Source organism: Bifidobacterium sp. ESL1130 (assembly GCF_058507935.1).
Window position 1 is genome coordinate 457,104 of the sequence record NZ_CP196379.1, and the last position, 15,760, is coordinate 472,863.

10 protein-coding genes are annotated in these 15,760 nt (G+C 56.3%); 5 read left to right on the top strand and 5 right to left on the bottom strand.

Going from position 1 to position 15,760, the window contains the following annotated elements:
• Positions 1-8: 8 nt before the first annotated feature.
• Together nth and ACSYSO_RS01715 are read right to left on the bottom strand one after the other, a co-directional pair.
• Positions 9-638 carry an endonuclease III gene (gene nth / locus ACSYSO_RS01710; RefSeq protein ID WP_489760553.1) on the bottom strand — a complete coding sequence of 210 codons (630 nt, stop codon included), beginning with the start codon at positions 636-638 and terminating at the stop codon, positions 9-11.
• 133 nt (positions 639-771) lie between these two features.
• Positions 772-1,650 (bottom strand): winged helix-turn-helix transcriptional regulator, encoded by an 879-nt coding sequence (locus ACSYSO_RS01715; protein WP_489760551.1) that lies wholly within the window; start codon positions 1,648-1,650, stop codon positions 772-774.
• 231 nt (positions 1,651-1,881) lie between these two features.
• Here ACSYSO_RS01715 and ACSYSO_RS01720 point away from each other — a divergent pair, with 231 nt between their 5' ends.
• Positions 1,882-2,823 (top strand): hypothetical protein, encoded by a 942-nt coding sequence (locus tag ACSYSO_RS01720; protein WP_489760549.1) that lies wholly within the window; start codon positions 1,882-1,884, stop codon positions 2,821-2,823.
• 85 nt (positions 2,824-2,908) lie between these two features.
• On the opposite strand, the gene ACSYSO_RS01725 is transcribed toward ACSYSO_RS01720, so the two are convergent.
• Entirely contained in the window at positions 2,909-3,472 is a 564-nt protein-coding gene (locus ACSYSO_RS01725) for a manganese efflux pump MntP (RefSeq protein ID WP_489760548.1), read from the bottom strand.
• Positions 3,473-3,743: 271 nt separating this feature from the next.
• On the bottom strand, positions 3,744-4,238 hold the full coding sequence (locus ACSYSO_RS01730) for an inorganic diphosphatase (protein WP_489760547.1): 495 nt from the start codon (positions 4,236-4,238) through the stop codon (positions 3,744-3,746).
• 405 nt (positions 4,239-4,643) lie between these two features.
• Between ACSYSO_RS01730 and ACSYSO_RS01735 the strand changes: the two genes are divergently transcribed.
• The 4 genes from ACSYSO_RS01735 to ACSYSO_RS01750 all read left to right on the top strand — a co-directional run bounded on the left by ACSYSO_RS01735 (position 4,644) and on the right by ACSYSO_RS01750 (position 14,771).
• Positions 4,644-6,188 (top strand): hypothetical protein, encoded by a 1,545-nt coding sequence (locus tag ACSYSO_RS01735; RefSeq protein WP_489760545.1) that lies wholly within the window; start codon positions 4,644-4,646, stop codon positions 6,186-6,188.
• A 439-nt stretch (positions 6,189-6,627) separates the two neighbouring features.
• Complete coding sequence (locus ACSYSO_RS01740; protein WP_491702040.1) at positions 6,628-6,948, top strand: WhiB family transcriptional regulator; 321 nt, start codon at positions 6,628-6,630, stop codon at positions 6,946-6,948.
• Positions 6,949-7,181: 233 nt separating this feature from the next.
• Positions 7,182-8,051 carry a hypothetical protein gene (locus ACSYSO_RS01745; protein WP_489760543.1) on the top strand — a complete coding sequence of 290 codons (870 nt, stop codon included), beginning with the start codon at positions 7,182-7,184 and terminating at the stop codon, positions 8,049-8,051.
• Positions 8,052-8,210: 159 nt separating this feature from the next.
• The gene (locus ACSYSO_RS01750; protein ID WP_489760542.1) at positions 8,211-14,771 is read left to right on the top strand and encodes an LPXTG cell wall anchor domain-containing protein; all 6,561 of its coding nucleotides are present in this window, start codon (positions 8,211-8,213) and stop codon (positions 14,769-14,771) included.
• Between the two features lie 194 nt (positions 14,772-14,965).
• On the opposite strand, the gene ACSYSO_RS01755 is transcribed toward ACSYSO_RS01750, so the two are convergent.
• Complete coding sequence (locus ACSYSO_RS01755; RefSeq protein ID WP_489760540.1) at positions 14,966-15,604, bottom strand: SDR family oxidoreductase; 639 nt, start codon at positions 15,602-15,604, stop codon at positions 14,966-14,968.
• Positions 15,605-15,760: the final 156 nt, after the last annotated feature.

Below are 15,760 nucleotides of genomic sequence, written 5' to 3' on the forward strand. Positions count from 1 at the left end.
GGCGGCCATCAGTTGATTCCGGCGGAAGGGCAGGTATCGTTCAGTGGGCAATTCGCGCAGTCGGGACGGCGGGCGTGGCAGGTGGAGCGGCCGAAGAGAATGAGACGGTGAGAAAGGTCGGTCCACTCTTCGGGAGCGAAGCAAGCGGTGATTTCGTGTTCGATATGTACTGGGTCTGGGTGGGGTTTGTTCCAGTCAGTGCGCCAGTGCAATCGGCCGGTAAGCCGGGTGACATGAGTGTCTACCGGGAATCCCGGAACGCCGAACGCGTTGCCGAGCACCACATTCGCGGTCTTGCGTCCCACTCCCGGCAGGGTTACCAAGTCGTCCATATTGGCCGGCACTTTGCCGCCAAAGCGGCGTACGAGCTGGGCTGATAGGTCGATGATATGCGCGGCTTTCATATGGTAGAAGCCGACAGGATGGATGATGTCCTCCACCACCTGTGCAGGTGCCACGGCCAGTAAACGAGGCTCGCCAAAGCGTGCGAAGAGTTCTGGTGTAACGCTGTTGACCCGTACGTCGGTGGTTTGTGCACTGAGAACGGTGGCCACCAGTAGTTGGAAAGGAGTGGAAAAGTCCAGCGCGCATTTGGGATTGGGAATGAGTTCACGCAGTATTTCGTACTGTGCGTGCATGCGGGCAATGCGTGCTTTTTTGGTTTCTTTCGATCGGTGTGTTGCTGGTTTACGTGCGGCAGCTCCACCTGCTTTGTGGGTTGTGCGGGATGCGGCAGCGCTGCCGGTGCGGGTTGCTTTGGTCGCGGGCATATCAGGCGCCGGCTTTCAGCGCAGGATCGGCATCGGTGGAGTCGGTGGAGTCGGTGGAATCGGTAGAGTTAGTGGATTCAGCAGGGTTAGTGGAGACAGCAGAGTCGGTGGCGGCAGTGCCGATGGTTGGGGTGTCACCGGCGACGGGGTGCTCGGCATCGTTGGCTTGCGCGGTCTCTGACCTACCGTCGGTGGGGTCGAAACGGTATCCCACATTGCGTACCGTACCGATGAGATGCTCATACTCTCCGCCCAGTTTAGCTCGCAGCCGTCGTATGTGTACGTCGACGGTACGTGTACCGCCGTAGTAGTCATAACCCCACACTTCCTGCAGGAGCTGGGAGCGTGTGAACACATGATGCGGGTGCTGCGCCAAGTACTTCAGCAGCTCAAACTCCTTGTACGCCAAATCAATAGGCTCGCCCCTAAGTGTAGTGGTATATCCTTTCACATCAACCACCAAGTCCCCGGCATAGATGCACCCGTCACCGACTTCGGCAACCCCCTGGGAGTCTGTGAACTGCGATGGGTTGGAGCCACGTTCGCCAACAAGCCTGAGCCGTCCCTCCACTTCAGCCGGGGACGCAGAATCAACAATGATGTCGGCGATACCCCACTGGGCGTTGACCGCTGTGAATCCGCCTTCGGTCACAATGAGAAGAATAGGAACGGTCAAACCGGACGTACGTATCAGGTTACACAGTGTTTTTGCCAGAACCAGATCTTCCCGTGCGTCAAGCAGCAGCACGGTCTGCTCAGGAAGTTTCACTATGCTTGCAGCATTGGTGGGCAGTACTCGAACACGGTAGGAGAGTAAGGCCAATGAGGGAATAACGCTGGCCGGATCGGCCGTGAGCGTCATCAGCGTGATATCGAGCATCGCTCCCCCTTCCGCGTGCACCGCGGTACTTCAACTGAGGAAGAACCGCATTGCGGATATAAGAGTTGGTAATAAGTAACGGTGTCACCGCCGTATGTGGTGGTGTGCCCCTGCTCATCGTAACTTACTGACAGCTTGTTGGTAACCGTGCTGATTCGGCGCGGTTGTCTGTATTCTAGTCGTAGGTTGTGGACACGGTCCACTGGAGTCTTGTACCAAGAGGCAGGGTTTATGGCACACTCGAACGCAGAAGGCGCATCGCCGGCAGCACATGGTGGCAGCAGTGCACCGCACAACAGGCAGGAACCGGTTGCTGCTCGTGCAATCGCCCCCATAGTGTTGACGCATGTGGTCTCGCTGGTGGTATTGGTACTGCTGGCAGTGCTTGTGTGGTGGCGCGGGGCGGGGGCGCAAGTCGGCGCTTCTATGAATATCGTGGTGCTTGTGCTGGTTGCGTTTGTTGGGGTCTTGCCGACTCGTGCGCCGGTGCTGGATCGTCTTGTCAGTGTGGTCGGCGCGGTGGAACTCGCATTCTTGGGGTACCGGGATCTGCTCGGTGCCATGCGTGGAGCCAACGCTGTGGACGGCGTGAACGAGCATGGCAACGTCGACACGGCAGCGCTGTTGGAAGCATTGCATAACTGGGCGCTAGGGCTGTTTGCGCTGTGGTGCCTGCTGGTCGTGGTCGGGTTTCTGTCGCAGATGGTGCGGCGTGAACGGTCGCATATGGTTGCTTCGCTGTCTTCGAGTCTGCTGAGTGGGGCAGCGATGGCTTCGGCTTCAGGATGGCTGTTTACTCCTGTGCTCTTGCGTGGACTGCGTGCGCGCGATGGTATGGGAATCAGCGGGATGCATCTTGCAGTGCTGGCGCTTGTTGCGTTGGTGGTACTGGTGCTGATGGCATTGCCGTACTGGTGGTACCGCAATGCTGGTGCGTCGGGGCTTGTGCTGTCTTGGGGAGTGCCTCAGGAGGCGGTCGGCGCGCATGAAAGTGGCGAGTACAGCAACGGTGCATGTGGCAACGGTACGTACGGCAAGTCAGCTGGGGACTCGGTCGAGCGGAACGGAGCGAAGCCCAGTGGCGCTGGTGCCATGGTGGGCATCGCATTGTTGCCGGTGATGTTCAGCGGACTGGTGGTGTTTTTGGGCGCGTTGATGATGCTGCTGGTCTGAGTGGGGTGCCAGCGGTGTTATCTGCTATGACACATGCATGTAAACGGTTGAAAAGAGTGTGTTGCCCCTCACCGTGCAATGATGCTTACCAAGCAATGATGCCAAGATGCTCGAGCAGGATTTTCAAACCGATTGCGATGAGAATAACACCGCCCGCAACCTCCGCAGGCTTCTGCCAACGTGCGCCGAAAGCGCGTCCCACATATAGCCCGACCACAGAAAACACTCCGGTGACCAGTCCTATGCTCAGCGCAGCGAACCAGATATTGATGCTCATCAAGTTGAGACTGATACCTACGGCAAACGCGTCGAGACTGCAGGCGATGGCAAGCGGAAGCATATGCTTCCAGTCAAATTGCGCCGTCTGTTCCTCCTCCTCATCGCTGAGTGCTTCACGAATCATATTGCCGCCGATAAGGGCAAGCAAGGCAAAAATAATCCAGTGATCCACCGTTTCGATGTATTTACCAAACGTTGAAGCGAGAAAGAATCCCAAAACGGGGAACAAACCTTGGAAACCACCAAGCCACAGCGCATTTTTAGCGGCATCTTGTGGCAGGATGCGTTTCACTGCAAGACCTTTTCCAATCGAGACGGCGAACGCGTCCATGGAGACGGAAACGGCGATGAGCAGAATGGTAACAATCATGGCTGTCCTCAATGTAGCAGTGAACGATAGCGCCGGGATATTGCAGTGAAGCGCAATGCGGCATATCGTGCCCCGTACGCATGCATGTAGGTGAGTAACTATGGAAGTGCTGTGGCGATCGGGCAGAAAAGAAACGCACAGGGGCAGGCTCCTGGTTTGGTGGGCCTGCCCTTAAATGGTTGAATGACGTGTCTTAGAACAGCTGGAGACACATCATGCTTCGCGCGAGGCAACCGTGCGGTGTGAGCGTCTTCTGCGCCCACGCAGGTTGTTAGTTCTTCGAAGCGGCCAGACGCTCGCGAGAAGATTCGATTTCTTTGCAAGCCTCGTCGGCGCCGGTCCAGAAATCTCCAGGCATGACTTCCTTGCCTGGTTCCAGAGCTTTGTACTGCTCGAAGAAATGCTTGATTTCATCCTTGTGGAAGGAGCTGACATCGTCAATGTCCTTGATATCGTCGAAGCGGACGTCGGCCGGCACGCACAGCACCTTGTCGTCGCCACCCTCTTCGTCCTCCATGTGGTACAAGCCTACGGCGCGGCACTCCACCACGCAGCCGGGGAATACGGAATTCGGCAGCATGACGAGTGCATCCAACGGGTCGCCGTCCTGACCCAGCGTGCCCTCGATGTAGCCGTAATCGTCAGGGTATGCCATAGCGGTGAACAGGGTACGGTCAAGGAACACGCGGCCGCTCTCCTGATCGACCTCGTACTTGTTCTTCGAACCGCGAGGGATCTCAACGACGACATTGAATGTATCGGCCATGTCTATTCTCCTATGACTTAAGTGAATGTATCTTGTGCCCAAGTTTAGCGCAGTCCCAAGTCGAGTTGGGCGGACAATGGCATTTGGGCAGATTGCTGGAGCGCGTTTGACGGCGGAGAGTATGAAACAGAGAAATTGTCATGCAAGTTGGTGTGAACGTGTCATACAAGTGTCGTGCAAACGGACGAGTTATCCACAACACGCCGAGGAGGGTGAGTATTCGTCCACATTGACCGGGAATCATTTCGCCATGCGTGTGTATTTGAGAAGATGAGATCCAGTCATTATTGGCAGACACGATAGGAGACATGATGGGGCAAAGATTCGAGTGGCAATGAGATAATGAGTGTGCGACGAATGGTGCAGGGAAAATAGCTGTCCTGCAGGCCGACGAAAAGGGATGTCATGGGGGATGTAAAAGTGACAGGAGACAACGGGATTGCAGACGATGCCGAGTTTGATGGCAGCGTTGCTGACCGTGATCGAACAATGGTATTTGATGACGCGGCGTTTGACGGTGTCGGGTTCGACGATATGGACGATGCAACCTCTCCGGCCCATACAAGTGGTGACGGTTTGTTTGAAGATGCCGTACGTCCTGATGGTCTCACTCGCTCTGATGGCACCACCCGCTCCGGCGCGAGTATGGATTTTGGTCTGCAGACAGAGCCAATCAACAGTGCGCTGTTTGACGACGATGCACCAACGGAACAGCCGGAAACGATATTCGAGCCTATGGATTCGCACCTTGGCGAAGATAGCGTAACACAACTCGTTGCAGACAGCACCGATCTTTTCTCAAAGGAGCCCGCTCCGGCATCCGAGAAACCAGCTACCACCACAGGTGTCAGCGCCGATGCCATCGGAAGCAGTTTTGACGACGTTACGCAGCCATATAGTGCAGACAGTAACCGCGCTAAGAGCAGCAAAACAAACGGGAATCGTCGGAAAATTATCGTGACTGCAGTGGTTATTGTTCTTGTCATCGCGCTTGTTGCAGGAGTGCTGTGGATACAATCTCGCAAGAAGCAGAGTGATGCTTTGTCGCAATGCCAGTCATCCTCCAACGATTTGTCTCAGGTTGTTCGCCAATACACGTCAGACAGTGTGGAAAAGGCTAAAAGTATCGCCATAAGTGATGTGAAAGATGCCGGAACTGTCAGCGCACTAGACAAAGCGGTGCGCGCTGTCGAGGAACATGGCGACGTGCCTTCCTGCTCAGCTGGAGACACCGCCAAGGTATTGGAGAGCACTGCTAAAACCATGGACACCAAAGCCGATGCCATGCGCAAAGCGGTAAAGGCCGCAAAAGCAGTCACCGCTTCCCATAATGCGCTGGCAACTGGCACCGTACGTGAAACAGCTCAAGCAAAATATGACGCAGCGGTGAAGATGCTGGATGATTCCAAAGGAAAAGTCGCAGATGAGGCCACACGTGATTCGCTGGCACAAGCAATCAACAATGCCAAGGGACTGCTGGCGGACAAAGACGCTGATGAACAGGAACTGCAACAAACTGCAGATGCCCTGCAGAACGCCATTGATGCAGTCGCCGACAGTATGAACAAACAAGCCGATGCCGATAACAACTCCAATAGCAGCACCGCCACCAACAATGGAGGCAGCAGTGCATCGTCCTCTGACTCGTCAACAAACCGGCGCTCGCGTGGGTCTCGGCAAACTCCGCGCACGCCTGCATCGAACGATTCTGGCAATGTGAACGTTCCAAATGGTCCGGCCGCAAACAGTGGAGTCCCCGATTCTGGTGATCCTGTTCCCGCTGCTCCGGCGGCGCCTTCCGACGGCGGCGTTGGAGATACCTCTCCTGCTCCTTCTGCTCCTGAACCCTCTTCTCCCGGTACTGGGGGTGACGTGAGTCAGGCGCCAAGCGACGGAGGAGATTGGGCGAATGCTCCCACGCAAGTTGTGCCAAGGTCTGTCAAGGAATAGGGGTGGTGCGGTGAGACGATGCACACCTGTGTATTGCTATGGTCCAAGAGTGTAGAACATACGTTTGTTCGTGCTTGCGGCGCTGAGATTTGGGTGCTGGTAAAGACCCACAAGATGCCGGCGGGGTAGTTGTTTTGCAGGCTCCCACCCCGTCAGCGTTGACATGTGGACGAGCTATAAGTGGCTCGTCCCCTTAATCATAAGGGGTGGTTATGAAGTTCCGCGATACATGCGTTTGCCAGTGTATTGAGGCAAATCGTAAAAGTCTGTCAGAGTGGTCGGAAAGGCTGGCAGCATGAACAATATGGGATTTCGTCGCGTATCTGCACGAGAAGAATCATGTAAGCCTGTGCCGCTATGCCGAGCGTTTCCTGCGCCATGGAGTGACCACATGTGGGGGCTTGGGGAAGCAAGCGTTATTACGGCAGATCAACGAACTATGCGTCGTGCTGGTGCGGTTGTTTGCGCTGCTTGCCCCCTGAACAACGAGTGTTTGGCTCGAGCGATCGTTGCACATGAGCGTTGCGGTATCGCTGGTGGGTTGGGGTGGACGATGCGGAAACGAATAGCCAGATTAGCAGTGCAGGATGGTGTGAATCTAGTCCAAGGGACTGAGAGAACGCGATACCGTAGCCTTCTTGTATGGTTGACAACGCATCCCGATGCGCGAGACTATGCGCGTGAGTTGGAGAGCCGGAAACGGCAACAGAGACGTAGCGGTGTCAAGCCCAACCTGAATCATAGAGAAAGGGACAGCTAGGTGCTGGTGCGGTGGAGAAGTATGTCGTGCCAAAAGTGTCTCTGATTAATTAACAATACGTAGCAACGTCAATACGCATCAACATAGCGAGCTCAGGAAAGAGTACAGCCATGCAAGAGTCTTCACACATTTCAAATAAGCAAGAGAATCAAAATCCTGACGATTCTCAATCGGGTACTTGCAAACTAACAAACCATTGGAAATGGTGGCTTCTGGTTGTCGTCATTGTGAGTGTGTCAATCATTATAGGGATATTGGTGTGGCAGCGGCAGGAGCTTGCCAAAGCGAATGCTGACTGTTCACAGTCTGTCAGTCAGTTTGAGCAGAGTCACAACGCGTATCGCACCTATCGTGATGGGGAAGCGAAGGTTGCCTCGGCTGTTGCGGACGGAGATGTAGCTGACCGTGAGACGTTGGAAACACTGCGTAAAGATATGAAAGTCGAAACATTGGGGGCTGAGATCTCATGTGACGCAACTAAGAATCGTGATGTGAAATCATCGGCAGCCAGGGCAAAGAGCTCGGCGGCTCATGCAGATGCGGCGCTGGCTGTTCTGCGTGCTGATGTGAGGAAAGTTCATGATTCGCGTGACGCGAAGACGTTGGCTGATGGGCAGCAGGTGTATGACAAGTCCGCCGGTCAGGTGGCTGATGAGAACGTGCGAGTCCAGTTGAAGGATGTGCTGGACAAGAAGGATGTGAATGGTGTTCATGCTGCGGTCGATGCGGTGAACGCTTCCAAGGATGTGAAAGCGCAGGCTGATGAAGCGGCACGGGTTCAGTCGGAACAGGCTGCGGCTCAAGCTAGTTCGTCTGCTGGTAGTCAAGCTGGACAGTCGCAACGTGGTAACAGCGTACAACGTGGTGGTTCTCAAGGTCGTGCTCCTGCCAATAACAACCATCGTGCCCCGGCACAGAACAACACTCCCGCACCGGCGAAACCGGCATCACCCAACGGGGGCAGCAACGGGGTTGGAGGCACCATCGGTGGAAACAATGGCCTGCAGGCTGATGGCATGCCTGCAGGCTGGGACGAATGGGTTCAACAGCATGCTAATCCTGACCTGAATGCGTGTGGTCCTAATATGATGAATTGTCAATGATTTTCTGAGAATTCGTATTTCTGAAGAGCCGAGCATCTGTATGGTGTTCGGCTCTTTTTATTTTTTGTGCATTGTCCGCCCAACGTTCGTTCTTTGCCGGCATAGGGTAGAGCATCTCCCGAAAACGGGAGTGTTCAAAAGAACGAAAGGACGGTTCCTATGTCTGATGTAGGCAGGAATCATTCCGGCTTCGCAAAACGCTTGGTCGCCAGTATCACTGCTGGTGTGGTGGCGCTTTCGATGCTCGCCGGCAGCGCAGTGACAGCCGTGGCTCAACCGGAGAAAACAACTACGAAAGCCGTGAAACAGAGCACACTGGCGGGCATGGCCGGTGGTGTCGGCACGGTTGAAGGCTCGGGCGCCGACCTTGAAGCCCGGCTGAACTCATACCGGCCAGAAATCGGCGCACAAGATGATGATGGCGGCGGCTCCGGTGGTATTGGTGGTGTCATCGGCGGAGACAACGGTTCTGGTTATGAGTATCGTTGGTGGGCTTGGGATACGCCCAACCGTGACGGTAACGCGTATACCGAGATGGGTAAATGGGACGCTTGGAGCGCTGGAACCTTCGGGAAAGATGGCCGCGGTACCCAAGCGTTCATGGACCCAGACGGCGCATGCGACCGTGCATACAACGATGCCATCAGCAATTACGGCGGTGTGCGTTCAGATTATCGCATCGTACTCGTCGGCAGTTTCATCGGCGACGGCTACAAGGGCAAGACCGTCTACCGAGGTGCACCACCATCAGGAGCGCTTGCAACAGCATTAAAGGACAGTTGGGATGGGCTAACTGGAGCACTCAACGCCAATGCCGCAGACCGCGATAACTATTTGCGGTACGTGAACGAGCTTGCTACTAAGTCTCTTGCTCCGCGTACGACGCAGTCGTGTGTGGTGTTGAAGCATGACCAGCCGGTCAACAACTATAACTTGAGCGTGAACACACAGCAGCAGGGCGGGTTCGCAAACACCGGTGCCACTGGTGCTGTGCATGATCAGGTGGTGGCCTCGAACAACGGTTCCACGATTGGTGAGAACATTTGGGCCACCAGCACCCTGCACTGGTACGGGTACCCCAACGGTGGTCATGAGAGCCGGTCGAAGAACTTCCTGATGGGCAACAACTCAATCACCCAAGGGCCTAACTTCACCCCGGGTGATTTCGGTTGGAGTGAATGGCCTGCCGGTCATTTCGGGTTCGGTCTGGATGTGCCTCAATCGGGGCATATGGCGGGCCCGGTGTCCTATTCGGATAGTGATCCTGCCGAGGCATGGGATACCAAACCGGTGAAACCCACGAAGACGTTGTGGAAGAAAGACGACGTGACGCCCACCTCGTCAGCGTCGGTGGTCGCCAACACCGTTCCCTATGTCGCCAGAGTCTCGGCGCATACTGCCGGTTCGGCCCATGTGTGGTTGTATGACACGATCCTGCAGGACGCATGGGTCGGCGCGTCCGACCATGACGACCTGTCCAAGGTCAAGGTCACTGACGGCCAGTCCGGTGCGACCACCGGCGCTGATATCAGCATCGACCGTAGTCAGCCGGGCAGGATCATCGTCAAGGCCCATGTCAAGGATTGGGTGCCGCGTTTGGTGACCTTGCATGTGCCCACCTATCCCAAAGTCACCAAACAAGACCAGGTCCTGAAAGATGACAGCAAGGCCTGTTGGAACGGTGACAATCAGGACTGCCAGACCGGTGACCATAAGGAGATTCCGAAGGTGACCCCTAAGCCGGATAAGGTGTGGACGGTCGATGAGAATGGTGCGTTGGTCGCGTCTGATAAGGGGCGTACGAACAAGGCCGGTAAGGACAATCGCACGTTCGTGCCTGGAGACAAGATCAGTGCGGTGGTGAACGGTCGTATCCCGGCCGGTCTGACCGGTGACCTGGAAGCCTACACGATCACGGATGACTGGACTGGTGCCGCGTCCTACGTGGACTTCTCTGATGCCAGTAAGGCGAAAGTGTATGTGGATGGCAAGGATCGCACGTCCGATTTCACCATCACGGTCAGTGGTTCGAAGACCATCGCCAAGGCCAAGTCTGCTGTGCTGGCTGGTACGAAGGATCTGCCTGCCGATAAGCCGGTGAAGCTTATCATTTCCGGTAAGGTCAAGCTCACCGACGTGCCCCAAGGCGCGACAGCCACGAATGGTGGCAGCGAGCAGTGGGGCAACGAAGGCGTGGATTCGAACATTCCCAGTGTCTTCGTCCGTAGTCCCAATCCTGACAAGGTCTGGGTGCTCGACGCTACTGGTGCGCTGATTACCGCCGATCCGAACCGCACCAACACTGCAGGCAAGGACCAGCGCACCTTCGTGCCCGGCGACAGTGTGGGAGCGGTCGTGAGCGGTCGTCTGCCCAAGGGGCTTGCCACGGATTTGAGCAAGTATGAGATCATCGACGACTGGTCGGATGCGGCCAAGTACGTTGACTTCACCGACACGTCCAAGGCCAAGGTGTATATCGACGGTCAGGACCGCACCGGTGACTTCACCATCAAGGTGGTCGGCACCACCACGGTGGCCACGGCTAATGCGAGTGTGCTCAAGGGCACCGAGAACTTGGCTGCCGATAAGGTCGTCAAGCTTTATGTTGGCGGTACGTTCAAACTGGCTACCGATACTGACAATAAGGAAGTCAAGCTGACCAATACCGGCTCGGAGCAGTGGAACGACAAGAAGGTACCCACCAACGTGCCGCCCGTGTTCGTGCGCAGCCCGAAGCCTGACAAGGCCTGGGTGCTCGACGCTACTGGTGCGCTTGCCACCGCTGATCCGAATCGTACAGACAAGGTCGGTAAGGATCAGCGTACGTTCGTGCCCGGCGACAGTGTGGGAGCGGTCGTGAACGGTCGTCTGCCCAAGGGGCTTGCCACTGATTTGAGCAAGTATGAGATCATCGACGACTGGACTGACGCCGCGAAATACGTTGATTTCACCGACACGTCCAAGACCAAGGTATACATCGACGGTCAAGACCGCACCGGTGAGTTCACCATCAAGGTGGTCGGCACCACCACGGTCGCCACTGCCAACGCTTCGGTGCTGAAAGGTACCGAGAACCTGCCGGCCGATAAGCCGGTCAAGCTTTACGTTGGTGGTACGTTCAAGGTGGCTACGGATACTGATGGTAAGGAAGTGAAGCTGACCAATACCGGCAGCGAGCAGTGGAACAACAAGAAGGTGCCCACCAACACGCCTCCGGTGTTCGTGCGTAGTCCCAAGCCTGACAAGGCTTGGCTGCTCGACGCCAACGGTGCGTTGAACACCGCTGATCCGAACCGTACCAACAACGTCGGCGAGGATAATCACGTGTTCATCCCCGGCGACGAGGTAGGAGCGGTCGTGAACGGTCGTTTGCCCAAGAACCTTGCCACGGATCTCAACAAGTATGAGATCACCGACGACTGGTCGGATGCCGCCAAGTATGTTGATTTCACCGACGCGTCCAAGGCGAAGGTGTGGATCGACGGCAAGGACCGTACCAGTGAGTTCACCATCACAGTGGTCGGCACCACAACCGTGGCGACTGCCAAGCCTTCGGTGCTCAAGGGTACGGAGAATATGCCTGCCGACCATCTCGTCAAGCTTTACATTGGCGGTCGGTTCAAGGACGCCACCCGCACGAACGGTAAGAACGTGAAGCTGACGAATACCGGGTTCGAGCAGTGGAACAGCAAGCGTGTGCAGACCAACGTGCCTCCCGTGTTCGTGTGGACGCCCAACCCTGACAAGAGTTGGGTGGGTTTGGAGAACGGCGACCCGCTCTCTGATTCGAACGACTATAAGCTGGTGATCGATCCGACTAAGTCCAATAAGACCGGTGCGGATGCGCATAGCTTCCGCCTGGGCGACCGTGTGGCTAGCGTGGTGAACGCGACCGTGCCGGCCACGCTGGCCAGGGTGCCGTCGATTAGCCTGCGTGATGATTGGAGCAATGCGGAGCGTATCGTTGACTTCCAAGGCACTTCCAAGATTCGTATCTACGACGCCGACGTGACCACCGCCGAACAATCCTCTCTGGAGGCCATTGACGCGAAGGGTCGTGACGTGACCGGCCAGTTCACTATCACGGTTTCGGGCAGTACGGTGAAGGCGGTGGCGAAGCCGGAGTACACGAGCGGGTTGAAGCTGATGGGTAAGCCGCGTCAGATCAGCATGCTCGTCTCGTTCACGGTCAACTTCGACCCGGCCAAGCTGCGTGCCGATTATGGCAAGCAGCCCGGCGACCAGTTGGATACGTGTTCGAACCCCGGCAACGGGCCGGCGTTGGATAATCTTGGTGGTCAGCAGGCGGGTAGTGCTGGTGTGGATTCGAATCGTCCCGGTATTTGTGTGACGGTTCCGCAGATTCATAAGGATGTGCTTGCCGAAAGCTCGCAGGGCGGGGATATGGAAAGCGTGGACGGCAAGCATGTGTTGCCCGGTCAGAAGCTCGAATACCAGGTCAATGCCGAACCGTTGATCCCGGCCACGGACATGTATGAGGTCACCAATGTCCAGGTGAAGGACACGTATGACCGGTATACGACTCCTGATAAGCCGACGTTGGAGATCACTGACCTGAACACGGGGAAGATCATTCCCCGCTCCCAATGGACGAGTGTGTGGGATGATTCGGCTCATGCGTTCACGGTTGCGTTCAACAAGCCGTGGGTGTTGGCGAACTGGAAGAAAGGCAGCCACCCTCGTATCTCGATTCGTTTCGAAGCTCGGGTGAATATGGATGCTCCGACCGGTGAGGTGATCGATAACCAGGCTTGGCTGACCATCAACAACGGTGTCGTGCCCTCGAACCAGGTGGAGAACACCCCTCCTCAGATCACCCCCGTCAAGGACGTGACCCAGACGGGCAAACCCACCGTAAGCGTGGATGGTAAAACCTTCCTGCTTGGCGACAAGGGTGAATACCATCTCACATTGGATGCCCATGATCTGAAGGATATGGCCTATCGGATGCAACGCCTCGGTCTGGTCGATGACTACGAACAGGACTACCTGAACGTGGATTCCAAGGCCATTACGGTTAAGGATAAAGCGTCTGGCCAGGATGTCACGTCCAAGTTCAACATCCAAATCAACAAGGGTGTGGCTTACGTGTTCGCCAAGACCGTGGACACCATCATTCCTGCGACCGGTGAAACGGTGAAGGGTGACCCGCAACCCACGGATCTGAAAGCCTACGGTGAACGCAAGCTTGACCCGCTTTCTCAGCCGTATATTGATCAGAGTCTGTGTGGTCGCACGTTTGATGTGACCTTGCCGTTCAAGGTCATCAAGGTCACGGACGGGCATGTGATCAAGAACCAGGCCACTCAGATCACTGACAACCGGAAGGATGTGACCAATCAGGTATCCAACCCGGTCAAGCCCATCAACCCGAGCAAGGACGTGGTCATCAACGTCGGGGGCGAATCGGCGAACGGGAAGAGCGTGTGGAAGGACAGCAAGTTCCTCTACCAACTCGACTCCAGCATCCTCCCGCCTAACCGTGCCTACCCGCAGGTGGACCGGTGGGACATCACCGACCAACTCGACCCACAATACGATGAGTACACGGGCCAGTGGGCCGTGTACGCCACCCGAGACCTGTACCAGGATGGTAAGCAGGTTGCTGCTAAGGGTGATCGCATCGCCGGTACCGGATTCGACTCGTCCACGCTTAAGGTGAAGGGTGACCTGTTCCAGGTGAGCCAGAACGATCAGGGCTTGGTAACGGTGAACGCGACTGACGTGTATCGTGCTCTGGTTTCTGCCGACACCAAGCATGAGGCCGGCTGGCGTGCCTACCTTCAGGTCAAGCGTCTCAAGGTCACGGAGCATCATGAGAACCGGTTCGACGAACATTACAACGACAAAGTGTTGCCGTCTAATGTGGTGTGGACGCGTACTCCTGATTTGACGCCTGGGTTGCATATCGAGAAGTGGGACCGGCAGGCCGGCTGGCCCGATGGTGACCGTGACACCCCTGATCAGGCGTTGACCATGCGCGGAGACACCGAAATCGTGTTCACCATCAGTAACACGAGCAAGGTTGATCCGCAGGATGGTCGTGGTGCCTGGTATCAGGCCAAGGACCTGAAGCTGGAGGACGAGACCGTGATCGGTCAGGGCAAGGTCGTTGACCTGAAATACCCCGACAACTGGGACACTCTCGTCCTCAAGCCCGGAGATTCGGTGGAAGTGACCGGTACGCTCAAGGGCGTGCAGGGCGCTCACACCGACAGGGCCAAGGTCACCGGCACCCCGCTGCTGGAATGCCGGGTGGACGATACCCACCCGTTCGACAAGGACGGTGATGCTGATACCGGCAATCCTGATGCCGGCAAGGGTGATGGCGAGAGCAAGCCTGACGGCGCTAAGCTGGCTGACACTAAGCCTGCCGGTGTCAAGCCTAGTGAGGGTGAGCCTGCTGTTGGTGTCAAGCCGGCGGAGAACATTGCCTCCGATGCTGCTGCTTCAACAGACCGGGTGAATGAGGTGTCAGCCGATCGTGTCACTATCGACGGCAAGCAGTTGTGCCGGGAAACGCAGGTGCAGGCCAATCCGGATGACTGGAACGGTCGCCTTGATCCGCTGCCTGCTACTGGTGTGGCCATCATGTCTCTTGCTGTGGTGGTGATTGTTGCGGCTGCCGGTGGCACAGTTATCGTGGTGACCCGCAGCAAGCGCGCACAACTGGACGGCAGCAAGCCGGCTGCCGTGTAGCAAAGTGAACGGAAGGGAAAAGTCGGGGAGACATCTGTTCGGATGTTCCGTAAGACTTAGGTCTTCTCCCCGGCCTTTTATTTCTTTCTCAATCGGGCTACGCCTCTCTTGGGCTCATGCCATTTTGTGGTTGAAGTGCCTATACGTCATGAGTGTGGCCTGTCCTTCCGTCCTCCTGTCCCACTGCCGCACAATTACCAGCGCACGGAGATGCGCTGGTGGTCATGCGTGTGCTCTGTATCGGCTTCAATCTCGTCCACCATGGCGATGGCGTAGTCGGCGTAGCTAATAGCACTGACCCCATTCTCGTCCGTGGTGTATTCCTCTCCGCCCAGAGTGTATGTGTCGCGGCGCTCGCCATCCACTTGAAAGTCGACTGCAGGGCTGATGTAAGTCCAATGCACGTCGCTGCGTTGGCGAAGTTGCTCGAGCGCTGCGCTCTTGGCCAAGGGAACGGCTTTGATTTCCTCTGGGAATGGGAAAGTGTCGGAAAGCTGGGAGGTGTGTTCTTTGTTGGTATAGAGGCTGCTCGCGCCGCCGACAACCAGCAGTCGGGTGTCGGTACCGGAAAGGATATCTGCCAAGTGTTTAAGTGATGTGATGTGTTCGTCGGCGTTCGCTGGCGCAGTGCCGAACGCGTCCACCACAGCATCGAAACCAGCGAGATCGTCTGGCGTAAGGTCAAAGAGATCCTTGATGATGGCATGTGGCGCGTCTGTTTTATTTTCGCCGCGCACCACTGCCGTCACGTCCAATCCGCGCCGCACTGCCTCTGTCACGATGAACTGTCCTCCCTTGCCGTTGGCTGCCACGACTGCGATGTTCTTGCTCATGTTATGTCCTTTTCTAGATGGAGGTATGTTGTCTGTGGCACTGCTGATGGTCATGCTGCTGTTGCCGTGGCAACGTAGCTGAAGACTCACTGTTTCGTTCATAGTTGTGCCCGCCCAGTGTGGACTAACAAAATGTTACCACTATAAAAATGTTAG